This window comes from Burkholderia metallica (assembly GCF_001718555.1).
Lineage (GTDB): Bacteria > Pseudomonadota > Gammaproteobacteria > Burkholderiales > Burkholderiaceae > Burkholderia > Burkholderia metallica.
Map to the genome: position 1 here is coordinate 1,831,023 of NZ_CP013401.1, position 25,625 is coordinate 1,856,647.

Sequence of the window (25,625 nt, forward strand, 5' to 3'; positions counted from 1 at the left end):
CAACGTCGGTAAAGGGAAGGCTAGCGAAAACGCGGAAACGGCAAAACTGACGTGAAAGCGGCGGACGCGGCCAGGCCCCGTTCCGGCTTTCCTCCCTGATAGACGAACGGGCCGCGCAAATATTTAGCGGTACGTTCAAAAAAACGTCAGCCCGTACTTTGCGCGCAAAACGGTAAAAAATCGGCCGCGCCGTTCGTCACACCAGTGAAGCCGCCCCGAGCGGCCCCGAGACTTGGCCGAAGCGGCCGGACCGAAGGACTTCACGCACATGACGAGTTTCCCGACTGCGCTGCATCACCGAATCCGCGAACTGGCGCGCCTCGTGCCCGACGCACCCGCGATCGCGGTCCCTTTCCAGAACGACTTGCGCCTGTCGCGCGGCGCGCTCGACGCACGGGCGTCGCGGCTGGCCAGGCAACTGCGCGCGGCCGGCGTCGGCGCGGAGGTGCGGGTGGGCGTGTGCGTCGAGCGTTCGGGCGAACTGTTCGTCGCGCTGCTGGCCGTGCTGAAGGCGGGCGGCGTGTTCGTGCCGCTCGATCCGCGCCATCCGGCCGCGCGCCTCGACTGGGTCGTCCGGGATGCGCAACTGCGGCACGGGATCGTCGACGCGGCCGGGCGCGCGGCGCTCGGTCAGCCATTCGAACACGCATTCGACGCGGCGGACGAAGCTGAAACGGAAACGACGGACGGGCAGGAGATCGCCACCGACGACGAAGCGGCGACCGTCCACCCGCGCTCGGCTGCGTACATGATCTATACGTCGGGTTCGACCGGTACGCCGAAGGCGGTCGTCGTCGAGCACGGCCCGCTCGCCGCGCATTGCCACGCGCTCGCGGCCGCACTGCCGATCGAGGCGGGCGATCGCCTGCTGCATTTCGCGTCGGTCAACTTCGACGCCGCGCACGAATGCTGGCTCGCGCCGCTCGCGATCGGCGCGAGCATCGTCGTCGCGCCGCCGCAACCGTTCGCGCCGGATGCCGCGCATGCATTGCTGAAGAACGAAGCGATCAACGTGGCCGCGTTCCCGCCCGCGTACCTGCGCGAGTTCGCGGCGGTGGCCGCGCGCGACGGCGTGCCGCCGACGCTGCGCGTGCTCGCGTTCGGCGGCGAAGCGCTGCCGCAGCAGGCGTTCGAATTCGTGCGCCGTACCTTCCCGTCGGTGCGCCTGATCAACGGCTACGGGCCGACCGAGGCCGTGATTTCGCCGATGCTGTGGCCGGTCGAGCCGGGCGAAACGCCGGCGCTGGCCGCCGACGACGCGTATGCGTCGTTGCCGATCGGCCGCGTGATCGGCCCGCGCGTCGCGCGGGTGGACGCCGCCGACCCCGACGGCGTGGGCGAACTGCTGCTCGGCGGCGTCTGCGTTGCGCGCGGGTATCACGGCCGCCCGGCACTGACGGCCGAACGTTTCGTTCCCGATGCCGACGGCGAACCCGGCGCGCGCGTGTACCGCACCGGCGACCTCGCGCGGCGGCGCGCCGACGGCGCGTTCGATTATCTCGGCCGCCTCGACGACCAGGTCCAGGTGCGCGGCGTGCGCGTGGAGCCCGCCGAAATCGCCGCGTGCCTGCGCTCGCATCCGGCCGTGGCCGATGCGGCCGTGGTCGCCGAAACCGGCAACGGGCCGACGCGCCTGATCGCATGCGTCGCGCTGCGCGCGGCGACCGACGATGCGGCGCTGAAGGCCCACATGGCCGCGCAACTGCCGGCCGCATGGCAGCCGCACCGGTTCGTGCGCTGCGATGCGCTGCCGTATACGCTGAACGGCAAGATCGACCGCGCCGCGCTGCGCGAGCAGATCGCCGCCGCGCGCGACACAGCGCCAGGGCGCGGCGACGCCCCGCGTACGCCGACCGAACGACAGCTTGCCGACCTGTGGCGGACGCTGCTCGGCCTCGACGCGATGCCGTCGCGTGACGATCGTTTCTTCGCGCTGGGCGCGGATTCGCTTGCGGCGATGCAGTTGCAGGCCGCGATCCGTGCCGCGTCGCGCGTGAACTTGCGGCTCGATACGCTGTTCGCCGATCCGGCGCTCTGCGAACTGGCCGACGCGGTCGACCGTGCGGAACGCGAAACCGGCGAACCGCTGGTCGCGATCGCCGCGCGCCGTCCGGCGGCCGGCACGGGCGCAGCGGGCGCTTCGGCCGCGCCGTACGTCGATCGCGCGGCATCGCTCGCGCAGCAACGTTTCTGGGTGCTCGCGCAAACGCGTGACGCGAGCGCCGCGTATCACATCGCCGCGCACTGGACGATCGACGGCACGCTCGATCGCGTGGCGCTGCAGCGCGCGCTCGATCACGTGATCGTGCGCCACGACGCATGGCGCACGACGCTCGTCGACAACGACGACGGCGTCGTGATGCAGCGAATCCACGCGCATCTGCCGGTGTCGATCGCCGACGTCGACCTGCGCGACCAGCCGCCCGCCGCCCGCGACGCGCAAGCCGCGCGTCTGGCCGAGCGCGATGCGGCCGAGCCGTTCGACCTCGCGCGCGGCCCGTTGCTGCGCGCGACGCTGGTCGCGCTCGCCGACGACCGTCACCGTCTGCTGCTGACCGCACATCACGCGATCACCGACGGCTGGAGCTCGCGCTGCGCATTCGACGAACTGTCGGCTGCCTATCGCGCGTATGCGGAAGGCCGCGAACCGTCGCTGCCCGCGCTGCCGATCCAGTACGCCGACTATGCGGACTGGCAACGCGACATGCTGGCCGGCGGCGAGGGCGCGCGTCAGCTTGACTACTGGCGCGGCGCGTTGCGCGACGTGCCGGGCCCGCTTGCGCTGCCGGTCGACCGCGAGCCGCCGCCGGTGCGCACGCTGCAAGGCGCGCGCGTATCGGTGCGGCTGCCCGATGCGGTCGCGGCCGACGTGCGGCAACTCGCGCGCGATGCGCACGCCACCACTTTCACGGTGCTGCTGGCTGCGCTCGACGCGTGGCTGTCGCGCGTGACCGGCGCAACGGACGTCGTGGTTGCGGTGCCGGTCGCGCATCGCCAGCACCCCGAAACGCGCGCGCTGCTCGGGCTGTTCCTGAATACGGTCGCGCTGCGCGTGCAGGTGGCGCCGACGCGGCCGTTCCGCGCGCTCGTCGATGCGGCGCGCACCGCGGCGCTCGACGCGGTCGCGCATCAGGACGTGCCGTTCGAGCGCGTCGTCGATGCGGTGAAGCCGCCGGTGCGGCGCGGCGACGAATGGCTGCGCGTGAAGTTCGCGCAGCAGTTCGACGCGCGGCACGACAGCGTGCTGCCGGGTGCGACGGCCGTCGCGACGCCGGGGCCCGATCTCGCCGCGCGCTTCGATTTCGCGGTGGATTTCACCGACGATGCGAACGGCATCGAACTGGTCGCCGCCTACGCGACCGACTGCATCGATGCGGACACCGCGCGCGCATGGCTCGACAGCTATGCGGCGCTCGTCGGCGCGGCCGCGCACGATCCGCAACGCCCGACGGCCGCGCTGCCGTGCGACGCATCGGCGGCATCGCGCCAGCCGCGCGACGGCCGGGCGCTGCGCGTCGAACCCGCGGACATCGTGGCCGCGTTCGCTCGGCAGGCGGCCGCCTACCCGCATCGCGTCGCGCTCGCCGATGCGTCGGTGTCGCTCACGTTCGTCGAACTCGACGATGCGTCGAACCGCGTCGCCCGCGCGCTGAGCCAGCGCGGCGTGGCGGCCGAAGCGGCCGTCATCGTCTGCATCGAACGTTCGGCGCGCTTCGTCATCGGCCTGCTCGGTGCGCTGAAGGCCGGTGCGCTCGCCGTACTGCTCGATCCCGCGCAACCGGCTGCGCGACTCGCCGCCGCGGCGGCCGATTGCGGCGCGCGCTGGGCGCTCGTCGCGGAACCGGCCGCGTGGCCGGCCGGCATCGACGCCCAGCCGCTCGACGTCGACGCGCTCGCGCAGGACGCGACGCTCGCGCATGCGGCCGGCGTGCGCGTCGCCCCGCACCCGGAACAGGGTGCGTACCTGATCTACACGTCGGGCTCGACCGGCACGCCGAAGGGCGTCGTCGTGTCGCACGGCGCGCTGGCCGACTACGTGCAGGGGATGCTCGACGAACTCGCTTTCGCACCGGACGCATCATTCGCGATGGTGTCGACGGTGGCGGCCGACCTCGGCCACACGACGTTGTTCGGCGCACTGTGCGCGGGCCGCACGCTGCACCTGCTGCCGGCCGCGTGCGCGTTCGATCCCGACCTGTTCGCGGACGAAATGCGCCGCCGCGACGTCGGCGTGCTGAAGATCGTGCCGAGCCACCTGCAGGCGCTGCTCGACGCACGGGTGCCGGCCGACGTGCTGCCGCGCCATGCGCTCGTCACGGGCGGCGAAACGCTCACGTGGGCGCTCGTCGCGCGCGTGGCCGCCCTGGCGCCGGCCTGCCGCGTGATCAACCACTACGGGCCGACCGAAGCGACGGTGGGCGCGATCGCGTGCGACACGGCGTCGATTGCCGCCGACGCGCGCGACCCCGCGAGCGGCGTGCCGCTCGGCCTGCCGCTGCCGAATGCGCGCGCGCTGGTGCTCGACGCGTTCGGCGCATGCGTGCCGGCCGGCGCCACGGGCGAGCTGTATCTGGGCGGGCCCGGCGTCGCGCGCGGCTATCTCGGGCGCCCGGCGCAGACCGCCGAGCGTTTCGTCCCCGATCCGTTCGCGCGCGGCGCGCGGCTGTATCGCACCGGCGACCGCGTGCGGTTGCGCGCGGACGGCCGCCTCGCGTTCCTCGGCCGGATCGACGATCAGGTGAAGATTCGCGGCTACCGCGTCGAGCCGGGCGAGGTGAGCGCGGCGGTGCGGGCGGCCGGCCCGGTCGCGCAGGCCGAAACGCTCGCGATCGAACACGACGGCCGCGTGCGGCTCGCGACGTTCGTCGTGATGCGCGACGGCGCGCACTTCGACGAGGCCGCGCTGCGTGCGGCGCTTGCCGCGAAGCTGCCCGACTACATGGTGCCCGCGCAGTTCGTCGCGCTCGCGCGCCTGCCGGTGACCGCCAACGGCAAGATCGATCGCGCCGCGCTGCGTGACCTGGCGGCCGCGCCGGTTGCGAGTGCGGGCGGGAATGCGCCGCAGGGCGCGGTCGAAACGGTGCTCGCCGAAGTCTGGCAGGCCGTGCTGAAGGCGCCGCAGGTCGGCCGCGACGACAACTTCTTCGAGCTCGGCGGCGATTCGATCCTCGTGCTCCAGGTGATCGCCCGCGCGCGCAAGCGCGGCGTGCGCTTCACGCCGAAGCAGCTGTTCGACGGGCCGACGGTCGCCGAACTCGCGCGCATCGCGAAGACCGAAGACGTGGCGGCGGCCGTCGCGCAGCCCGCGGTGGCGGCTACGGCCGCCGCGCCGGTGACGGCACAGGTCCTGACACCCGCGCAGCAGCGCTTCTTCGCGCTGGACATCCCGCATCCGGGGCACTGGAACCAGTCGGTCGCGTTCGACGTACGCGGGCCGTTCGACGCCGACGCATTCGCGCGTGCCTTCGACACGTTGCTCACGCATCACGACGCATTCCGTCAGCGCTTCGCGCGCGGCGCGGACGGCACGTGGCACGCCAGCGAGGCCGCGAAGCCGTACGACGCGCTGCCGTTCGTCGAAGTCGCCGCGAGCGACGAAGCCGACGCGCTCGCGCGCTTCGACGCGCTGCAGCGCCGTCTCGACCTCGGCCGCGGGCCGCTCGCATGCGCATGCGCGGCGCGCCTGCCGGACGGCTCGACGCAACTCTATGTCGCGATTCACCATGCGATCGTCGACGGCGTGTCGTGGCGCATCCTGCTCGACGACCTGGACACGGCGTACCGCGCCGCGTGCGAACGTACGCCGGCGCGGCTGTCGCAGCCGGGCATGCGCGCCGACGCATGGGCGGCGCGGCTCGCGCGTGCGGCGACGGATCCGGCCTCGCCGTTCGCGGCCGAGCGTGCGTACTGGGCCGGCATGGCGCAGGGCGACGACGTCGTGCCCGATCACTCCGATGCAACGGCGACGAACGCCGATGCGGCCGTCGTCGTGCAGACGATCGACGCGGCATTGACCCGCGCGGCGCTGACCGATGCGCATGCGGCCTATCGCACGCAGACGATCGAACTGCTGGCCGCGGCACTCGCGCTGGCGCTGGCCGGCACGAGCGGGGCCGCGGCGTGCCGGGTCGAGCTGGAAGGGCACGGCCGCGAGGCGCTGTTCGACGATGCCGACGCGAGCCGCACGATCGGCTGGCTGACGAGCCATTACCCGGTGACGCTGCCGGTCGCGGCCACCGCGCGCGACACGCTGTGCGCGGTCAAGGACGCATTGCGCGCGGTGCCGCACAAGGGGCTCGGCTTCGGCGTGCTCGCGCACTACGGCGATGCGGCGACGCGCGCGGCGCTGGCCGCCGTGCCGCGTCCGCGCGTCACGTTCAATTATCTCGGCCAGTTCGACGCACCGCGCGACGCGACGCTCGTGCCGCGTTTCGGCGGCACCGGCGTCGAGCGCGACCCGCAAGGGCCGCTCGGCAATACGCTCGCGATCCACGCGTACCTCGATACGGATCGCGACGGCGCGCGCACGCTGAAAGTGCACTGGGTCTACGGCGCACCGCAATTCGAGCGTGCGACGGTCGACGCGTTCGCCGAACGCTTCGCGGCGGCGCTGCGCGAGCTCGTCGACGCCTGCGCGTCGCGTGTCGCGCATCGCGGCGGCGGCGCGACGCCCGGCGATTTCCCGCTCGCGCAGGCCGCCGGTCTCACGCAGGCCGCGATCGAACGCGCGCCGCTCGACTGGCGCACGATCGACGACGTGTATCCGCTGTCGCCGATGCAGCAGGGCATCCTGTTCCATGCGCTGTTCGCCCCCGGCCATGCCAGCTACGTGAACCAGCTCGTCGCGACCGCGACCGCGGCCGCGCTCGACGTCGACCGGCTCGCCGCCGCGTTCGACGCGTCGATCGCGCGCCACGACATCCTGCGCACGAGCGTGGTGCCGGACGAAGCCGCGCCGCTGCAGTGCGTGCATCGCCACGCCCGGATGCCGGTCGAACGGCTCGACTGGCGCACGCGCGGCGACACGCTCGACGCCGATTTCGACGCGTGGCTCGCCGCCGACCGCGCGCGTGGTTTCGACTGGCGCGAGCCGCCGCTGATGCGGCTCACGCTGATCCGCGTGACCGACGACGCATGGCGCGTCGTCTGGACGCGTCACCACGTGCTGCTCGACGGCTGGAGCACCGCGCGCCTGCTCGCCGACGTGCTGCGCGACTATCGCGACCCGGACGCCGTGTCGCCGTTCGCGAGCCGCCCGGCGCTGCGCTATCGCGACTTCATCGCCTGGCTCGGCACGCGCGATCGCGAAGCCGACGAACGTTTCTGGACCGCGCGCCTCGCGCGACTCGACGCGCCGACGCTGATCGCGGAGCGGACGGCCGACCGCGCGGAGGCCGACATGCTCACGTGGCGCGCGACGCTCGACGCCGACACGATCATGCGGGTCGCCCAGACGGCGCGCGCGTTGAAGCTGACCGTCAACACGCTGGTGCAGGGCGCATGGGCGCTCGCGCTGCAGCGGATGACGCACCAGTCGGCCGTCGCATTCGGCGCGACCGTAGCAGGCCGTCCCGACGCGCTCGCGGACGTCGACTCGGTGCTGGGCCTCTTCATCAACACGCTGCCGGTGATCACCGCGCCGGCGCCGCAGCAACGCGCGGCCGACTGGCTGCAGACGCTGCAACGCGAAAACGCGGCGGCCGCCGAGCATGCGCACACGCCGCTTGCCGACATCCAGCGCTGGGCGCGCGGCGCGGGCGGCGCGTTGTTCGACACGCTGGTCGTGTTCGAGAACTACCCGGTCGACGACACGGCACACGACGCCGATCCGCGCGCGCTGGCGTTGAGCGGCGTGCGCAGCATCGAATCGACCGATTTCGCGCTGACGCTCGTGATCGAGAGCGGCGCCGAACTGACGATCGACTACGGCTACGACACCGCGCGCATCGATGCGCGCCAGGTCGAAACCTGGCACCGCGCGTTCGCGTGTGCGCTCGACGCGCTGGCCCGCACGCCGGATGCGCGGCTCGGCACGCTGTCGATCGCCGACGACGCAACCCGTAACGCACTCGCGCTCGCGCAGGACACGGCGCGTGCATGGCCGGCGTCGCAACGGCAGCCGCTGCACCTTCAATTCGCCGATGCGGCACAGGCGACGCCCGACGCGATCGCGCTCGAATACGCGGATGTCCACGGCGGTGTACACCGCGCGACCTATCGCGAGCTCGACGTCAGCACGTCGCGCATCGCGGCCGCGCTGCGCCGCCGCGGCGTGCAGCCCGACACGCCGGTCGCGCTGTGCGTCGAGCGCTCGTTCGACATGGTGATGGCGCTCGTCGGCGTGCTGAAGGCCGGTGCGGCTTACCTGCCGGTCGATCCCGACTATCCCGCCGAGCGCATCGCGTACCTGCTGCGCGATGCGCGCCCGGCTGTCGCGATCACTCAGGCCCATCTGCGCGCGCAGGTCGAGGCCGCGCTCGGCGACGATTCGACGACGCAGTTGCTGACGGTGGCGGACCTGCTCGCCGATGAAGCCGATGAAACCAACGACGCCGCCGCCGCCGCGATCGACGACGCCCGGCTCGCGTACCTGATCTACACGTCCGGTTCGACCGGCAAGCCGAAAGGCGCCGGCAACACGCACGGTGCGCTCGCGAACCGCATCGCGTGGATGCAGCACGCGTACCGGCTGACGCGCGACGACGTCGTGCTGCACAAAACGCCGTTCGGCTTCGACGTGTCGGTGTGGGAATTCGTGTGGCCGCTCGCGATCGGCGCGAAGCTCGCGATCGCCGCGCCCGGCGACCATCGCGATCCGGCGCGTCTCGCGGCCGCGATCCATGCGCACGGCGTGACGGTGCTGCATTTCGTGCCGTCGATGCTAGCCGCGTTCGCCGCATATCTCGACGATTTCTCGGCCGCGGCGCAATGCGACAGCGTGCGCCTGATCGTCGCGAGCGGCGAAGCGCTCGCGCCCGAACTCGTCGCGAAGGTGGCGCGGCTGCTGCCGAACGCGACGCTCGTGAATCTGTACGGGCCGACCGAGGCCGCGATCGACGTGTCGCACTGGACCTGCGGCCCCGACGACGCGAACGCGGTCGCCGTGCCGATCGGCCATCCGATCGCGAACCTGCGACTGCACGTGCTCGACGCCGCATGGCAGCCGGTGCCGGCCGGCGCGACCGGCGAACTGTATCTCGCGGGCGCGGGCCTCGCGCGCGGCTATCTCGGCCGTCCGGCGTTGACCGCCGAGCGTTTCGTGCCCGATCCGTTCGTGCCGGGCGCGCGCATGTACCGCACCGGCGACCTCGCGCGCCGGCGCGCCGACGGTGCGCTCGACTACCTCGGCCGCGTCGACACGCAGGTGAAGCTGCGCGGCCAGCGCATCGAGCCGGGCGAGATCGAGGCGCTGCTGCGCGCGGCGCCCGGCGTGAACGATGCGGTCGTGATCGTGCGCGACGAGCAACTGATCGGCTACGTCGCCCGCGGCGACGCGGGCCCGCTCGACCGTACGGCGCTGCTCGACGCGCTGCGCGCGCAGTTGCCGGCCTACATGGTGCCGTCGCAGCTGATCGAACTCGATGCGTTGCCCGTCACGCCGAACGGCAAATGCGACCGCCATGCGCTGCCCGCGCCGGTGCGCGAAGCGGCCGCCGAAGTCGAACTCGCGACCGACACGGAGCGCGCCCTCGCCGACATCTGGCAGCGCGTGCTGCACGTGGACGCGATCGGCCGCGACGGCGATTTCTTCCTGCTCGGCGGCCATTCGCTGCTCGCGACGCAGGCCCACGCGCAGGCGAACCTGCACTGGGGGCTCGCGCTGCCGCTGCGCACGCTGTTCGACACGCGCACGCTGGCGCGCTGCGCGCAGGCGATCGACGCGGCCTGCGCGGCACGCGGCGCGACCGATGCGGCGAGCGCGATCGACGCGCTGCTCGGCGAACTGGAAACCCAATAAGGACGACGGATGACGAAGGTTCAACCCGACTGGCTCGCGCTCGCGACGCGTTTCGCGCAACTGCCCGACGCGCAGCGCGCGGTCTTCATCGACAAGCTCGGCGCGGCCGGCATCGACTTTCGCGTGCTGCCGATCCCGCCGCGCACGCCGCGCAGCGACCGCGTACCGGCGTCGTTCGCGCAGACGCGGCTGTGGCTGCATGCACGGCTGATCGATGCGCCGGATGCATATCACATCACCGAGCGCCTCGCGCTGACGGGCCCGCTCGACGCGCATGCGCTGCGTCTCGCGTGCGACGCGCTGATCGCGCGCCACGAAGCGCTGCGCACGACCTTCGACGAAGCACCGGACGGCGTCGCGCAGACCATCCACGCACCGTTGCGCTGCCCGTGGCGTGAAACCGACCTCGAAGCGCTGCCGGACGCGCAGCGCGCGGCGCGCGCGCAAGCCGTCGCGACGGCCGACGAAGCCGAACCGTTCGATCTCGGCGTCGCGCCGCTCGTGCGGGCTCACCTGGTGCGCTTCGATGCGACGCATCACTGGCTCGCGCTGACCGTGCACCACATCGTGTCGGACGGCTGGTCGTCGGGCGTGATGCTCGAGGAACTCGCGGCGTTCTATCGCGCGTATGCGTCCGATCGGCCGGTGCCGCTCGCGCCGCTGCCGATCCAGTACGCCGACTACGCGCTGTGGCAGCGCCGCTGGCTCGACGCCGGCGAGCGCGACCGCCAGCTCGCGTTCTGGCGCGAGCGGCTCGATCCGCAGCGCGGTGTGCTGACGCTGCCGGGCGCGGCCGCGCGGCCCGCACGCCGCAGTGCGCGCGGCGCACGTCACGTGTTTTCGCTCGACGCGCGCATCGGTGCGCAACTGCGCGCCTTCGCGGCCGCATCGGGCGCCACGCCGTTCGCGGTGCTGCTGGCCGCGCTCGATGCGCTGCTGGCGCGCGCGACCGGCGATGCACGGATCTGCGTCGGCGTGCCGGCCGCGAACCGCGAGCGCGCGGAAGTCGCCGGCCTGATCGGCTTCTTCGTCAACACGCTGGCGATCGACGTCGACGTGCCCGCGCACGGCGATTTCTCGTCGCTGGTCGCGCGTACGCAGCGCGCGCTCGTCGATGCACAGATGCACCAGGACGTGCCGTTCGAGCAGGTGGTCGACGCACTCGGCGTGCCGCGCAGCGCGAGCCACCATCCGCTGTTCCAGGTGATGGCCGCGTACGGCGAGCGCCGCGCGCTGCCGGCGCTCGGCGCGGCGGCGGCCGCGTTGCTGCCGTCGGGCACACCGTCCGCGAAATTCGACCTGACGCTGTCCGTCGAAGCGACGCCGGACGGCACGTTCGACGCGGCCTTCATCTACGCGCTCGACCTGTTCGACGCGGACGCGATCACGCGGCTCGCCGCGCGCTTCGTCACGCTGCTCGGCGATGCACTCGCACGCCCCGAGCTGCCGGTCGGCGATCTCGACTGGCTGCCCGCGCACGAGCGCGCGCAGCTCTTCGCGTGGAACGCGCCGGCCGGCGCGACCGACGCCGAACCGTTCGTGCCTGTGCATGCCCGCATCGCGGCGCACGCGCAGGCACGGCCCGACGCACGCGGCGTGGCCGACATCGATCGCGCGTTCACGCGCGGCGAAGTCGACGCGCGTGCGGCGCGCCTCGCGCGTCATCTGGTGGCGGCCGGCGTGCGGCCCGAGATGCGCGTGGGCGTCGCGCTGCAGCGCTCGGTCGACCTGCTCGTCGCGCTGATCGCGGTGCTGAAGTCGGGCGCCGCATTCGTGCCGCTCGATCCCGCGCACCCGCGCGAACGGCTCGCGCAGATCGTCGGCGACGCGAACATCGCGCACGTGCTGACCGACGGCGCGAGCGCCGCGTCGCTGCCCGACCTGCCGGCGCTGCGCGTGTGGCGCGCCGACGCAATCGATGCGCTCGACCCGGCCGTCGAGGTCGCGCTGCCCGACGTGCTGCCGGGCCACGCGGCCTATGCGATCTACACGTCCGGCTCGACCGGCAAGCCGAAGGGCGTGATCGTCGACCATGCGTCGTTCGCGCTGCACTGCGCGGCGATCGCCGAGCGCTACGGCGCGGGCGAGAACGACGTGTTCCTGCTGTTCCAGTCGGTCAACTTCGATGGCGCGCACGAGGGCTGGTTTTCGCAGTACATGTCGGGCGCCGCCGTATCGGTGACGGCCGACGTGCTGTGGCCGCCGGCGCAGACCTGCGCGATGATGGTCCGCGACGGCGTGACGATGACCTACGTGCCGCCCGGCTGCGCGGCGCAGCTCGCCGAATGGGCGCTCGCGCACGGCGCGCCGCCGACGCTGCGTTCGCTGACCGTCGGCGGCGAGGCGACGTCGCGCGAGGCATTCGCGATGCTGCGCCGCGCGCTGCCGAACGTGCGCGTGGTGAACGGCTACGGCCCGACCGAAACGGTCATCACGCCGACGCTGTGGATGTTCCGGCCCGGCGACGACCTCGCGAAGCTCGGCGACGCCGCGTACCTGCCGATCGGCACGCTGGTCGGCGCGCGCACCGCGCACGTGCTCGACGCGCGGCTGCATCCGCTGCCGGTCGGCGTGATCGGCGAGCTGTACCTGGGCGGCGAGGGGATCGGCGTCGCGCGCGGCTATCTCGACCGTCCGGCGCTGACGGCCGAGCGCTTCGTGCCCGATCCGTACGGCGCGCCGGGCGCGCGGCTGTACCGCACGGGCGACCTCGTGCGGCGCCGCGCGGACGGCGTGTTCGACTTCATCGGCCGCGTCGACCATCAGGTGAAACTGCGTGGGCTGCGCATCGAACTCGGCGAGATCGAGGCCCAGCTCGCCGCGCACGACGCGGTGCGCGAAGCGTGCGCGGTCGTGCACGGGCAGGGCGCGACCGCGCAGCTCGTCGCGTACGTCGAGCTGACGGCCGATGCGCAGGCGGCCGCGCAACCCGTCGAAGCCGCGACGCTCGACGCGCACCTGCGCCGCACGCTGCCCGATTACATGGTGCCCGCGCAACTGATCGTGCTCGACGCGCTGCCGCGCAACGCGAACAGCAAGGTCGACCGTGCGCGGCTGCCGGCGCCGGTGCGGGTCGAACGCACGTACGAAGCGCCGCACGACGACGAAGCCGCGCTCGCGTCGATCTGGTGCGACGTGCTGAATCTCGAACGGGTGGGCCGCGGCGATCACTTCTTCGATCTCGGCGGCCATTCGCTCGCCGCCGTGCGCGTCGCGACGCGCGTGTCCGAACGGCTCGGCCGCGACGTGCCGGTGCGTGCGCTGTTCGAAGCGCCGGTGCTCGCGCAGTACGCGCAGCAGGTGGCCGATGCACCGCGCGCCGCGCATGCCGGTGCCGCGGCGCCCGGCGTCGCGGTGGCCAGACCGGACGCACACGGCGTGTGGCCGCTGTCGCCCGCGCAGCTCGGCCTGTGGTTCCTGTGGCGCGCGCAGCCGGACAGCGCCGCGTACAACATTCCGGTCGCGCTGCGCGTGCGCGGCCCGCTCGACGTCGACGCGCTGCGTGCCGCGTTTTCGGAGGTCGCGGCCGTGCATCCGGCGCTGCGCGCGCGGCTCGTCGCGCGTGACGGCGCACTGCCGGGCCAGCGGATCGACGCGAACGTAGCTGTCGACCTGCCGGTGATCGACCTGTCGGCGCATGCCGATGCGCTCGCACGGGCGGCGGCGCTGACCGACGAAGACGCGCTCGCGCCGTTCGACCTCGCGGCCGATGCGCCGCTGTGGCGTGCGCGCGTGCTGCGGCTCGGCGCTGACGATCACGTGCTGTCGGTGACGATCCATCACATCGTGTCGGACGGCGAATCGATCGAGCTGTGGCTCGACGCGGTTCGGGCGCGCTACGTCGCTCGCGTGCAGGGCGGCGCCGCACCGGCCGACGCAGCCGTCCGGCCGATCGTGCTGCCCGCGCCGTGCCATTCGGCCCGCGTCGCGTACTGGCGCGACGCGCTGGCCGACCTGCCGGCGCGCGTGCTGCCGCTGCGCGCCGATGCGCCGGCCGTCCCGCAATGGCGCGCGGCGCGCATCGCGTTCGAATTCGACGGCACGCTGGTCCGTGCGGCACGCGACACGGCGTCGGCCGCGCACGCAACGCTGCCGATGCTGCTGCACGCGGCGCTCAACACCGCGCTGTTCCGCACGACGGGGGCGGCCGACCAGCCGGTCGGCGTGCTCGCGTCGACGCGCGAGCTGACGGGCGACGCGGCCCGCGATGCGCTCGGCCTCTTCATCAATTCGGTCGTCGTGCGCACGCGGATCGACCCGGCCGCGCGTCGCGCGGACGTGCTCGCGCACGTGCGCGACACGGCGCTCGCGGCCTATGCGCACGCCGACGTGCCGTTCGCGGACGTCGTCGCGGCGCTGCGCGCGCCGCGCGCCGCGCAGGCCAATCCGCTGTTCCAGGTGATGTTCAACTACCTGCGCCCGACCGGCGCCGCCGCCCGCGACTGGGCCGGCCTGTCGCTGGCCGCGTTCGACGACGTGCGCCACCGCGTCGTGTTCACGCTGGAGCTGGACGTCGTCGAGCATCCGGACGGCCGCGTGAGCGCCGCGTTCTCGTATGCGGACGAACTGCTCGAGCGCGGCTTCGTCGACACGCTCGTCGATGTCTATCACGACGAGGTCGCGCGCTTTGCCGGCGCGCCGGAAGCGGCGCTCGGCGCACCCGACAAGGCTGCGATCGCGCACGCGTCGCCGCGCGCGAACGCGCAAGGCCACGCACCCGCTGAAACGCCATCGCGTGCGCCGCATGCGGCCGCCGTGCTCGCGGCGCTGTGGTCCGACACGTTCGCGACGGCCGCGCCCGGCCCCGACGCGAACCTGTTCGAAGCCGGCGCGACCTCGTTCGACGTCGTGCGCTTCGTCGATGCGGCGAACCGCGCCGGTCACGCGCTGACGGTGGCCGACCTGTTCGCGGCGCCGACGCTCGCGGCACTCGGCGCGCGGCTCGATGCCCACACGGAAACGGGACAGGAGGCGCGCCATGCTGGCTGAAGTGCGTCCGGACGGATTCACGATGCTCGATACCTACCGCCTCGCGTTCGCGGACGGCCTGTTCGCGGTGCGCGACGGCGCGGAGATCCGCGTCGCGCAGGGTGACAGCATCGGCGCGCAGCTGCTGCGCGCGCAACTCGGCGACGACGGCGCGCTGCGCGTCGTCGCATACAACCATCGCGCGGCGCCGGCCGACCAGCGGCGTGCGCTGCTCGCCGCGCTGGCCGCGGCGTTTTCGGACAGCGCGCGCCACGCGGCGATCCGGCTCGACCCGGCCGCGTGGCCGGCGGTCGCGCTCGATGCGCTGCGCGCGAGCGGCGTGCTGGCGGAGGGCGGCCGCTGCATGCGCGAAGGCTGGGCGCAGCAGGCCGATCTGTGGCGCGTCGGCCCGCATCTGCCGTGCGCGACGCTGCCGATGCTCACCGACGGCCGCCGTCATCCGCGCCGTCCGCCCGCGCCGCGCGGCGACGTCTATGCACGCGACCTGCCGGCGCTCGGCGTGCGCTTCACGCTGCGCGGCTGGCAGCCGGCCGAGGACGCCGCTCGGCTCGCACGCTGGTTCGACGCGCCGCGCGTGCGCGACGGCTGGCCGGGTGCACAGCCCGGCGCGCAGGGCCCGCAAGGCGCCGCACCCGATGCCGATCCGCACGTGACGCCGCTCGTCGGCTGCTTCGACGGCGAACCGTTCGCGTATTTCGAGGCGTTCTGGCTGAAGGAAGACGCGCTCGGGCCGCACGTCGCGGCGCGCGACTACGACCGCGGGCTGCGGATGCTGGTCGGCGAGCCTCGCTGGCGCGGCCCGCATCGCGTGGCGGGCTGGCTGCCGTCCGTCGTGCATTACCTGTTTCTCGACGACCCGCGCACCGAAGCGGTCGGCTGTGCCGTTCCGGCCGGCCATGCACGGGTTGCCGACCATCTCGCGCGGCACGGCTTCGCGCGCCGGCGCCGTCTCGCGCTGGCCGACGCGCAGCCGCTGTGGATGTGCACGCTGCGCGAGACGTTCTTCTCCGGCCGTCACGTCTGACGGGCCGGATTCATCGACAAGGGAGCTGAGACATGCAGAGAGAAACCGTATTCGACCTGATCGGCGTCGGCTTCGGGCCGTCGAATCTGGCGCTGGCCGTGCGCCTCGCGGAGCGCAGCGGCACGCGGGCGTTCGCCCATTGCTTCGTCGAACGCCAGCCTGAATTCGGCTGGCATCGCGGGATGCTGCTCGACGATTGCCGGATGCAGATCTCGTTTCTGAAGGATCTCGTCACGATGCGCGATCCGAAGAGCCGCTACACGTTCATCAACTACCTGTTCGAACGCGGCCGGCTGAACGAATTCGTCAACCTGAAGAACTTCTATCCGACCCGCGTCGAATTCCACGACTACCTGAGCTGGGTGGCCGAAGCGTTCGACGATCGCGTCCACTACAGCGAGACCGTGCTCGGGATCGAACCCGTGCGCGGCGACGGCGCGAAGATCGACGCGCTGCGCGTGCTGTCGCGCGACGCGACCGGCCGCGAGCGCCAGCGCGTCACGCGCGCGCTGTCGGTCGGCGTCGGCGGCACGCCTGCGATTCCGGACGCGTTCGCCGCGCTCGGCCGCGACCGCGTGATCCACTCGTCGTCGTACCTGACCGACATCGACCGGCTCGTCGCGTCGCCCGACGGCGAGCGCCGCCGCGTCGCGGTGATCGGCGCGGGGCAGAGCGCGGCCGAGGTGTTCATCGATCTCGCGCGCCGCTTCCCGCACGTCGACGCGAGCCTCGTGATGCGCGCGGGCGCACTGAAGCCGGCGGACGACAGCCCGTTCGTCAACGAGATCTTCAGCCCCGAGTTCACCGACGTCGTCTATGCGCAGCCGCACGACGCGCGCCGCGCGCTGCTCGAGCGCTACCGCGACACGAACTACGCGGTGGTCGACCGGCCGCTGATCGAACAGATCTACGAAATGCTGTACCTGCAGCGCGTCGACGGCACCGCACGTCACGCGCTGCTCGCGAACAGTGCGATCGAGGCCGCGGTGCGTACCGCCGACGGCCGCGTCGAACTGACGCTGCGCGACCGGCTGAACGGCGACACGCGCGTCGAGCGCTTCGACGCGCTCGTGCTGGCGACCGGCTACCGCCGCGACACGCATTCGGCGCTGCTCGACGGGCTCGCGCCGCACCTGGGCGATGCGCTCGTGCGCGGCGACGTCGCGCGCGACTACCTGCTCGCGACGCCCGAGCACTTCACGCCGCGCATCTACCTGCAAGGCTGCTGCGAAGACAGCCACGGCTTGTCCGACACGCTGCTGTCGGTACTGGCGCGCCGGGCGGACGAGATCTGCGCGTCGCTCGAAAGCGGGATCGCGCCCGCCCATGACGAAGGCGCGGCCCGGGCAACACAGGAAAAACGACAGGACAACGGGGTGAGCGCGGGCCGGATGGCTTTCGCTCTTTGACAAAGGCGCGGTCGGGGACCGCATGAAAAAAGTGGAGCAGAGAAAGATGGAGTGGGCAACAGGCACGCGTTTGCGTGCGATCGCAGCCGCGGCAAGCGTGGCGTTCGGTGCGGCGGCGGGGCATGCATACGCCCAGACGGCGCCCGCCGTGAACGCAGGCGCCGCGGCGCCGGCCAGCAGTGCGCAGAACGGTGCGGCGGCCGGTACGTCGACCGGCACGCTGCCGACGATCAACGTCAACGCGGCCTCGGACGGCGACGGCACGGTCGGGCTCGTCGCGAAGCGCAGCCGGACCGGTACGAAGACCAATACGTCGATCAACGAGATCCCGCAGACGATCAACGTCGTCACCGCGCAGCAGATCGAGATGACCGGCGCGACCGACGTGAACGCGGCGCTGCGCTACGTGCCGGGCTTCTCGTCGTACGGGTCGGACAACCGTTCGGACTGGTACGCGGCGCTGCGCGGCTTCACGCCGACCGCGTACGTGAACGGGCTGCAGGTGCCCAACACGATCAACCTCGCGAGCTGGCGCGTCGATCCGTACATGATCGACAGCATCAGCGTGCTGCGCGGGCCGACCTCGGTGCTGTACGGCGCGGGCGACCCCGGCGCGATCATCGACGTGCAGACCAAGCTCGCCGACGGCGAGCGCGTGCGCGAAGCGGGCGTGCAGATCGGCAATTACGCGCGCAAGCAGTTCATGATCGACGTCGGCGACAAGCTCGACCCGGACGGCAAGTACGCGTACCGGTTCGTCGGCGTCGCGCGCGACGGCAATGCGCTGACCGGCCCGAACAACGACCAGCGCGTCGCGCTCGCGCCGTCGTTCCGCTGGCGCCCGGACGCGGATACGTCGCTGACGCTGTCGGCCACCTATCTGCAGGACTGGGGCGACATCTCGTCGAACTTCCTGCCCGCGGTCGGCACCGTGCTGCCGAACCCGAACGGCCAGATCAACAAGGACATCTACGAGGGCGACCCAAACTTCAACTACTACCGCAAGAAGCAGTGGTCGGTCGGCTACCAGTTCGAGCGGAACCTGACGCCGGCGTGGACGTTCCGCCAGAACACGCGCCTGATGCACCTGTCGCTCGACAACGGCTCGGTGTTCGGCAACGGCTTCGTCGACGGCAGCACGACCGACGTGTCGCGCTGGGCCGGCGTGTTCCAGATGAACTACAGCCGCTTCGACATCGACAACAACCTCGAAGGCCGCTTCGCGACGGGCCCGCTCCAGCACACGCTGCTGCTCGGCTTCCAGTACAACCGCCAGACCGCGACCGACAGCGAATGGCTCGCCGCCGCGCCGCCGCTGAACATCTACAACCCGGTCTACCAGCCCGTCACGACGGCGGTGTTCACGCCCGATTCGACGTTCCGCACCAATACGTACACGACGATGAACACGTTCGGCCTGTACGCGCAGGACCAGATCAAGTGGAACCGCTGGACGCTGACGCTCGGCGGCCGCGAGGACTGGGTCAACATGCGGATGGACGATCGCGCCGGCGGCACGTCGACGAAGGCGGACGTCACGGCGTTCACCGGCCGCGTCGGCCTCACGTACCAGGGCGATTACGGGCTGTCGCCGTACGTCAGCTACGCGACGTCGTTCAACCCGCTGATCGGCGTGAACCTGCTCGGCGGCGGGCTGCCGCAGCCGACGCGCGGCAAGCAGATCGAGGCCGGCCTGCGCTGGCAGCCGCCCGGCAAGAACCTGATGCTGAACGCGGCGATCTACCAGATCAACCAGACCAACGTGCTCACGAACGCGCTGCCGGACCAGGACCCGACCGGCACGAAGTCGGTGCAGGCGGGCGAGGTGCGTTCGCGCGGGATCGAGCTGAGCGCGACCGGCAAGGTCACGCGCAACCTGTCGGTGATCGCGTCGTACGTGTATCAGGACGTGAAGAACGTGAAGGCCAACGACGTGTCGCTGAACAACTGGCCGGTCGACATTCCGCGGCCGCGCCAGATGGCGTCGCTGTGGACCGACTGGACGTGGCACACGGGGCCGCTCACGGGCTTCGGCCTCGGCGGCGGCATTCGCTACCAGAGCGCGTCGGCCGGTGCGGCCGACAACTCGCTGACGGTATCGAGCGTCACGCTGTTCGACGCGGGCGTGCATTACGACACGCGCAACTGGCGCTTCGCCGTGAACGGCACGAACCTGTTCAACCGCCACTACATCAGCGGTTGCCAGTCGGCGAACGTCTGTGTGTTCGGTACCGACCGTACCGTGATCGCCACCGCGAAATACAACTGGTGACGCTGCGCGCCGCGGCCCGCCGGCCGGCCTTCGCGGCCGGCGCGGGCGGGTCGCCGCGCCTTCGTCCGCTTTTTCACCACGCATCCATGCCGAAGAAAAATCTCGTCTACATCCAGTCGCTGCGCAACGGCGCGGCCGATCGTGCCGGGCAGCCGGTCGCCTATCGGGGCGGCACGCGCTACATGAAGGCGCCGCTCGAATTCCTCGTCGAACGCCTGAACGACTCGCCGCTAGGCGAGCGCTACACGCTGCAGGGCGTGATCGTCGACGACGACGAAGGCTCGCCGGCCGACCGCGCGAAAGTCGCCGACTACGGCTTCGCACGCACGCCGGGCCGCCCGTGGATCCTGCCGGACGGGTTGACCGTGCGGGGCCGGCCGGTCGACGAACTGTTCTGCACGATTGCGTCGACGTACCGGCGGCTGCCGCGCGACGCACGCGAGCAGCGCGTGGCCGGCAAGCAGGCGTTCGAGCGCCGCCTGCTCGAGCGCCTGCTCGAACTCGACGCCGACGTCGTCGTGCTCGACGGGCTGCTCGTGATCCTCGACGAACTCGTGCGGCCCGGTGCGCGCTTTCACCGGCGCATCGCCAACATCCACCCGGGCATCACCGCCGACGATTCACCGTACCAGCGGCGCGGCGCATGGGCGACGCTCGACGCGCTGCACGGCGCGCGCGGCGAACGGGTCGACTGGGCGAGCGGCACGACGTCGCGCGTCGAACCCGTGACGATGACCGGGGCGTCGTTCCACTACGTCGACAACGGCATCGATTCCGGCGAAGTGATCTGCGACGTGCTCGACACGCCGATCGCGCCGGACGACACGATTCTCGAACTGCGCTGGAACAACTTCCAGCGCAGCCTGTTTCCGGCACTCGAGCGCGGGCTGCACGTCCTCGCCGACCGCCACGACGCGGGAGCACTGTGATGGAAGACACGCTGACGAAACCGGCCGGCGCAGCGGACGCGGTCGAAGGGCACGTGGCCGTCGCGCTCGACGGCGCCACCCCCGCGCCGCTGGCGATCGCCGAGCGCACGCTCGACGCGTGGCGGCCCGACGACTCGCCGGACCTCCTGCTCGACGCGTTCGTCGCGCTCTTCAACACCGACACGCGCTACGACGCGGCGACGATCACGGTGCCGCTCGGCGGCGCCGATGCGGCCGCTGTCGCGTCGTACGTCGCGCGCGCGGTGCGCGAAGGTGTGATCGACGGTGCGCAGGCGGCCGGCGACACGCTGCGCGCCACCGTGTCGCGCGCGACGTTCTGGCAGAACCCGCGGCCCTGGCTGAAGGCGCCCGCATCGGGCGGGATGCCGCTGCGCCATGCGATCACGAACGGCCACCGGCACCCGGTGCGCCCGCCGTCGCCGGCCGGCGAGATCTACGCGCGCTACATGCCGCAGGTCGGGATGACGTTCAGCCTGCGCACCGTCGACATCGGCGCGCACGCGGACCTGTTCAGCGGCTGGATGAACCTCGATCGCGTCGCGCATTTCTGGGACCAGCGCGGCACGCGCGACGAGCACGCGACGTATCTCGCCGAGCGGCTCGCCGATCCGCACATGCATCCGATGATCGGCTATTTCGACGACACGCCGTTCGGCTATTTCGAGTTCTACTGGGCGAAGGAAGACCGTCTCGCGCCGTTCTACGATGCGCACGACTACGACCGCGGGCTGCACCTGCTGATCGGCGACTCGCGCTTCCAGAGTGCCGGCAAGCTGCATGCATGGTGGAGCGGGGTGCTGCACTACATGTTCGTCGACGAGCCGCGCACGCAGCGGCTCGTCGGCGAGCCGCGCGTCGATCACGTGCGGCACATCGCGTACATGCACCGGCTCGGGTTCTACACGCTGAAGGAATTCGATTTCCCGCACAAGCGCGCGGCGCTCACCGTGATCGAGCGCGACACATTCTTCGACACTTTCCGGTTGCCGTGACGGGGCGGATGCGCGGGGCGGCGCGACGGTGCGCGTCGCGCCCTGACGTGCCGGCATAAGCCGTCCGGCGTATGAATCGCGCGGCCTGCGTCGTGAAGAATGGATCGTTCTCCTCATCGACGGCAGGCCCGCAACCATGGCGAAAATATCTTCCGCAGCATGGGGCGCGACCTTCGGGTTACGTACGCCCATATTGACATATGCCCGCATATGTCCAGACTGGGTGCATCGTACTCCCGTGGAGTGGCTCATGCGCACCGTTTCCATTTTCAAGAATGCCCGTAACCAGGCAATCCGCATCCCGAAGGACATGGAGTGCGAAGGGGTGACGGAACTCGAGATCCGCCGCGAGGGCGACACGCTGCTGCTGCCGGTGCGGCCCACGTGGCTGTCGTTCGCGAGCGAACCGCTGGCCGACGCCGCCTTTCTCGCCGAACGCCCGGCTGTGGTCGAGTTCGGCCGCGTCGCCGGGTTGCCGCTCGAAGACTGGGCGGCCTGAGCGCGGCATGCCGTCCGCACGGTCGCGCGGCTGTGCTGCCGCGACGCGTCACGTGCGCGGTGCGGGGCGATCTGCGAGAAAGGCGGTGCGGAATGCGTCGAGATACCGGTCTGCGTCATCGCTGAATTCGCCGGGCAACAGTGCGAACGCGCGTGCCAGCAGATCCTGGCCGAGCGCGGCATAAGTCGCTTCGTCCGACAGCAGCGCGCGGATCGCGTCCCGCGTATGCGGCAACGCAATCCGTTGCGCGTCGCGCGCGAGCAGCGCGGCAGCGGCGAGTGCCGGCTGGAACGCGTGCATTTCGAGCAGGTCCGGTGCGACATCCCAGATGCGCTCGCGATTACCGGCGTCGTGGAAATGCGTGAGCAGGAACAGCAGGTCGTACGCGTCGCTGTTCTGGCGCGCGCGCCGATCCTTCCACGCGAGCAGCTTCAGCAGCGCGAGCGCAGGCAGGCTGGCCACCGGCACCACGGTGTGCGCGTCGATCGACACCGGCTGCGCGGTGTCCACCGCTTCCTGAAAACCGAGCACGTTCAGCACGAATTCACCGCCGGGCGGCCACGCGATCTCGCCGGGCGGCGTTTCGAGCGGCCCGAACGGCACGAGATCCAGCTCCGTGCGAAAACCGTGTGTGCCGCTGTCGAACAGCAGTTTCTGCTGCTGTTTCGGCGCGGCTGAACTGTCCGGTTGCGACGAGCGCGTCGATGAGTCGCGCGTGAAACGGCCAACTTACCGCGCACACCGCAATGTCGACATCGCGCGTCGCGCGCACCGGCTGGATGCCGTGAACGTGCCACATCAGGATGTCGCGCGCGGTTGCGCCGGCGACCACGAACGCCGCGTCGAGGCGTGCGCAGGTCGAGCACACGCTCTGCAGCAGCGCGATCGCGGCGGGCGCCAGCGGCCGGCGTGCGTCGACCTCAAGCGGGCGGGTGGGCGAGGTATCGGTCATGGATGCGCTCGGCGATGGCGAGATTGCGACTGTCGCCGGACGCGACGAGATCCGCGTAGATCAAGAGCGGCGGCACGACCGGTACGTGCTGCTCGCGCCACGCGAGCGCCGCCGGCGGCGGCCAGAACGCTTCGACGAGCTCGACGTCGCCGTGCTCGTCAGCGCGCAGGCGGCCTTGTAGCAGCAGCTTGTTCGATGCGGTGCCGTGCATATAGACGGTGATCGCGGCCGGCTTCAGATCGTGTGTCAGCAGGTCGGCCGCAGGCTCGCCGCCGAGCCGCGCATCGAATGCGGCGAAATCGAAGCCGCGCCACCAGTCGGGCGAGAGCGCGGCAAATCGCCGGCTCGGCAGTTTCGCGCGCAAGCGGCTCGGGTAGAGCGCGACCCATTCCTGCACGAAACGCGGCCAGTCTGGAATCAGGCGTTCGCCGTTGCGGCGCTGCCCGACGAGGCCGCGCGCGATCAGATCGTCCATCGCGAGATTGATCGTGCCGAGTGCGACGTCCGATGCGGCCGCGATCGCACGGTACGGTTGGGCGACGAGGCCCGGCTGCGTCGCGAGCGCGAACATCACGGCCAGCCCCTTGGGCGTCGTGGCGCGCGATGCCTGCCGGCGTGGTGCGCGTGCGGGTTTCGGCCGGCCCGCGATCATCACGGTCGCCTCCGGCTGAATCAGGCACGCGTTGCCGGCGGTATCGAGATACGGGATGCCCTGATCGGTCAGGCCGGCGGCCAGTTCGGCCGAGAGGTACGGCGCGACGAGCATCAGCGGCCGCTCCCCGGACGTCGCGGTATCCGCGCCGCTGCGGCGCAGTGTCGCGAGCGCGCCCGCCAGCGATTCGACGCGCAGGCTGACGGCGGCCGGCATCTCGAACGCGTGCCCGGCAACGTCGAAGCGGATCATCGCGTCGGCGCGCGCGCGGCCGGCGGCCGGCACGCGTACGGGCCGCGCGCGAAAGCGCCGGGTCGCGCGTTCGAACGCGGCGCAGGCTTCGTCGAGCACCTGCTGTTCCGACAGGGAGAGGGGAGGGTTCGCGGGCATCGAAGGCAATCGGTTGTTCACCTTTTTTCCATCGTACACAAAAAATGTACGAGCGTCAAAAAGTGAACAAATATTCGCAAACCTTTGATTATCAGTAACTATTTCCGGATGTCGAGCGATAGTCACGGCAGTCCTCGTACAGAAGAATTCGACAGGTAGCGTACAGTTTCGCGTGTCCGGCCCTGGCGCGGCAGTCGTCCGGACAGCCAGCTTGCGCGGGGCGCACACCGTTCCCAATATGGCAACTACGAGTTGCTACCGTGACGACTTTCCGTCTGCCCGGTTGCCGTTGAACCGACTATCCTTGCCTGCACATCCCGGCAGTACCCCCGCACATCAGGAGACGACACCGTGACGCACAGCGTGATTCCCGCAGGCCTCGCCGACGAAATGATCGAGATCCGGCACCGCATCCATGCCCACCCCGAGCTCGGCTTCGAGGAATTCGCGACGAGCGACCTCGTCGCGGAGCAATTGCAGTCGTGGGGCTACACGGTGCATCGCGGGCTTGGCGGCACAGGCGTCGTCGCGCAGTTGAGGGTCGGCGACGGCACGCGGCGCCTCGGCCTGCGCGCCGACATGGACGCACTGCCGATCCACGAAACGACGGGCCTGCCGTACGAGAGCCGGATCGCCGGCAAGATGCACGCATGCGGCCATGACGGCCACACGGCGATGCTGCTCGCGGCCGCGAAGCACCTCGCGCGCGAGCGCCGCTTCTCGGGCACGCTGAACCTGATTTTCCAGCCGGCCGAGGAAGGGCTCGGCGGCGCGAAGAGGATGCTCGACGAAGGGCTGTTCGACCTGTTCCCGTGCGACGCGATCTTCGCGATGCACAACATGCCCGGCTTCCCGACGGGCAAGTTCGGTTTCCTGCCGGGGCCGTTCATGGCATCGTCGGATACGGTGATCGTCGACGTGCAGGGCCGCGGCGGTCACGGCGCGGTGCCGCACAAGGCGGTCGATTCGGTGGTCGTCTGCGCGCAGATCGTCATTGCGCTGCAGACGATCGTGTCGCGCAACGTGTCGCCGCTCGACATGGCGATCGTCACGGTCGGCGCGATCCACTCGGGCGACGCGCCGAACGTGATTCCCGATCGCGCGCAGATGCGCCTGTCGGTGCGCGCGCTGAAGCCCGAGGTGCGCGACCTGCTCGAGACGCGCATCAAGGAGGTCGTGCATGCGCAGGCGGCCGTGTTCGGCGCGAGCGCGACGATCGACTACCAGCGCCGCTACCCGGTGCTCGTCAACGATGCGGACATGACCGCGTTCGCGCGCGGCGTCGCGCGCGAGTGGGTGGGCGACGCCAACCTGATCGACGAGATGGTGCCGCTCACCGGCAGCGAGGATTTCGCGTTCCTGCTCGAGAAGCGGCCGGGCTGCTACCTGATCATCGGTAACGGCGACGGGGAGGGCGGCTGCATGGTGCACAACCCCGGCTACGACTTCAACGACGCGGTGCTGCCCACCGGCGCGTCGTACTGGGTGAAGCTCGCGCAGACGTTCCTGGTTTGACCGGGGAAACACCGCATACGGCG

10 protein-coding genes and 1 pseudogene are annotated in these 25,625 nt (G+C 71.3%); 9 read left to right on the forward strand and 2 right to left on the reverse strand.

Translation table 11 applies throughout. The annotated features are described in order from the left end of the window. Positions 1 to 268: 268 nt before the first annotated feature. The 8 genes from WJ16_RS08230 to vapB all read left to right on the forward strand — a co-directional run bounded on the left by WJ16_RS08230 (position 269) and on the right by vapB (position 22,093). Positions 269 to 9,958, forward strand: a complete 9,690-nt coding sequence (locus WJ16_RS08230) for a non-ribosomal peptide synthetase (RefSeq protein WP_069258004.1) — start codon at positions 269 to 271, stop codon at positions 9,956 to 9,958. 9 nt (positions 9,959 to 9,967) lie between these two features. After that, on the forward strand, positions 9,968 to 14,947 hold the full coding sequence (locus WJ16_RS08235; protein ID WP_069256637.1) for a non-ribosomal peptide synthetase: 4,980 nt from the start codon (positions 9,968 to 9,970) through the stop codon (positions 14,945 to 14,947). After that, positions 14,937 to 15,971 (forward strand): GNAT family N-acetyltransferase, encoded by a 1,035-nt coding sequence (locus WJ16_RS08240; RefSeq protein ID WP_069256638.1) that lies wholly within the window; start codon positions 14,937 to 14,939, stop codon positions 15,969 to 15,971. The genes WJ16_RS08235 and WJ16_RS08240 overlap by 11 nt, the downstream gene beginning before the upstream one ends. A gap of 32 nt (positions 15,972 to 16,003) precedes the next feature. Beyond that, positions 16,004 to 17,380 (forward strand): lysine N(6)-hydroxylase/L-ornithine N(5)-oxygenase family protein, encoded by a 1,377-nt coding sequence (locus WJ16_RS08245; protein ID WP_069256639.1) that lies wholly within the window; start codon positions 16,004 to 16,006, stop codon positions 17,378 to 17,380. A 46-nt stretch (positions 17,381 to 17,426) separates the two neighbouring features. Then, positions 17,427 to 19,652 (forward strand): TonB-dependent siderophore receptor, encoded by a 2,226-nt coding sequence (locus WJ16_RS08250; protein WP_472297413.1) that lies wholly within the window; start codon positions 17,427 to 17,429, stop codon positions 19,650 to 19,652. 86 nt (positions 19,653 to 19,738) lie between these two features. Continuing rightward, positions 19,739 to 20,581 (forward strand): formyltransferase family protein, encoded by an 843-nt coding sequence (locus WJ16_RS08255; protein ID WP_069256641.1) that lies wholly within the window; start codon positions 19,739 to 19,741, stop codon positions 20,579 to 20,581. Continuing rightward, the gene (locus WJ16_RS08260; RefSeq protein WP_069256642.1) at positions 20,581 to 21,594 is read left to right on the forward strand and encodes a GNAT family N-acetyltransferase; all 1,014 of its coding nucleotides are present in this window, start codon (positions 20,581 to 20,583) and stop codon (positions 21,592 to 21,594) included. Before WJ16_RS08255 ends, WJ16_RS08260 begins: the two co-directional genes overlap by 1 nt. 250 nt (positions 21,595 to 21,844) lie before the next feature. Continuing rightward, positions 21,845 to 22,093 carry a type II toxin-antitoxin system VapB family antitoxin gene (gene vapB, locus WJ16_RS08265; protein ID WP_069256643.1) on the forward strand — a complete coding sequence of 83 codons (249 nt, stop codon included), beginning with the start codon at positions 21,845 to 21,847 and terminating at the stop codon, positions 22,091 to 22,093. A gap of 48 nt (positions 22,094 to 22,141) precedes the next feature. Here vapB and WJ16_RS08270 read toward each other — a convergent pair. Together WJ16_RS08270 and WJ16_RS08275 are read right to left on the reverse strand one after the other, a co-directional pair. After that, positions 22,142 to 23,045 (reverse strand): annotated as a pseudogene (locus tag WJ16_RS08270) (nucleotidyl transferase AbiEii/AbiGii toxin family protein). Beyond that, complete coding sequence (locus tag WJ16_RS08275; RefSeq protein WP_069256644.1) at positions 23,014 to 24,087, reverse strand: type IV toxin-antitoxin system AbiEi family antitoxin; 1,074 nt, start codon at positions 24,085 to 24,087, stop codon at positions 23,014 to 23,016. The pseudogene WJ16_RS08270 and the gene WJ16_RS08275 overlap by 32 nt, the downstream one beginning before the upstream one ends. A 351-nt stretch (positions 24,088 to 24,438) precedes the next feature. Between WJ16_RS08275 and WJ16_RS08280 the strand changes: the two genes are divergently transcribed. After that, positions 24,439 to 25,602 carry a M20 aminoacylase family protein gene (locus WJ16_RS08280; protein ID WP_069256645.1) on the forward strand — a complete coding sequence of 388 codons (1,164 nt, stop codon included), beginning with the start codon at positions 24,439 to 24,441 and terminating at the stop codon, positions 25,600 to 25,602. Positions 25,603 to 25,625 lie beyond the last annotated feature (23 nt).

Coding starts and splice junctions, on each gene's coding strand:
- WJ16_RS08275 (WP_069256644.1), bottom strand. CDS start 24,087: ATGCCCGCGAACCCTCCCCTCTCCCTGTCGGAACAGCAGGTGCTCGAC.
- WJ16_RS08250 (WP_472297413.1), top strand. CDS start 17,427: ATGGAGTGGGCAACAGGCACGCGTTTGCGTGCGATCGCAGCCGCGGCA.
- WJ16_RS08245 (WP_069256639.1), top strand. CDS start 16,004: ATGCAGAGAGAAACCGTATTCGACCTGATCGGCGTCGGCTTCGGGCCG.
- WJ16_RS08260 (WP_069256642.1), top strand. CDS start 20,581: ATGGAAGACACGCTGACGAAACCGGCCGGCGCAGCGGACGCGGTCGAA.
- WJ16_RS08235 (WP_069256637.1), top strand. CDS start 9,968: ATGACGAAGGTTCAACCCGACTGGCTCGCGCTCGCGACGCGTTTCGCG.
- WJ16_RS08255 (WP_069256641.1), top strand. CDS start 19,739: ATGCCGAAGAAAAATCTCGTCTACATCCAGTCGCTGCGCAACGGCGCG.
- WJ16_RS08240 (WP_069256638.1), top strand. CDS start 14,937: ATGCTGGCTGAAGTGCGTCCGGACGGATTCACGATGCTCGATACCTAC.
- WJ16_RS08230 (WP_069258004.1), top strand. CDS start 269: ATGACGAGTTTCCCGACTGCGCTGCATCACCGAATCCGCGAACTGGCG.
- vapB (WP_069256643.1), top strand. CDS start 21,845: ATGCGCACCGTTTCCATTTTCAAGAATGCCCGTAACCAGGCAATCCGC.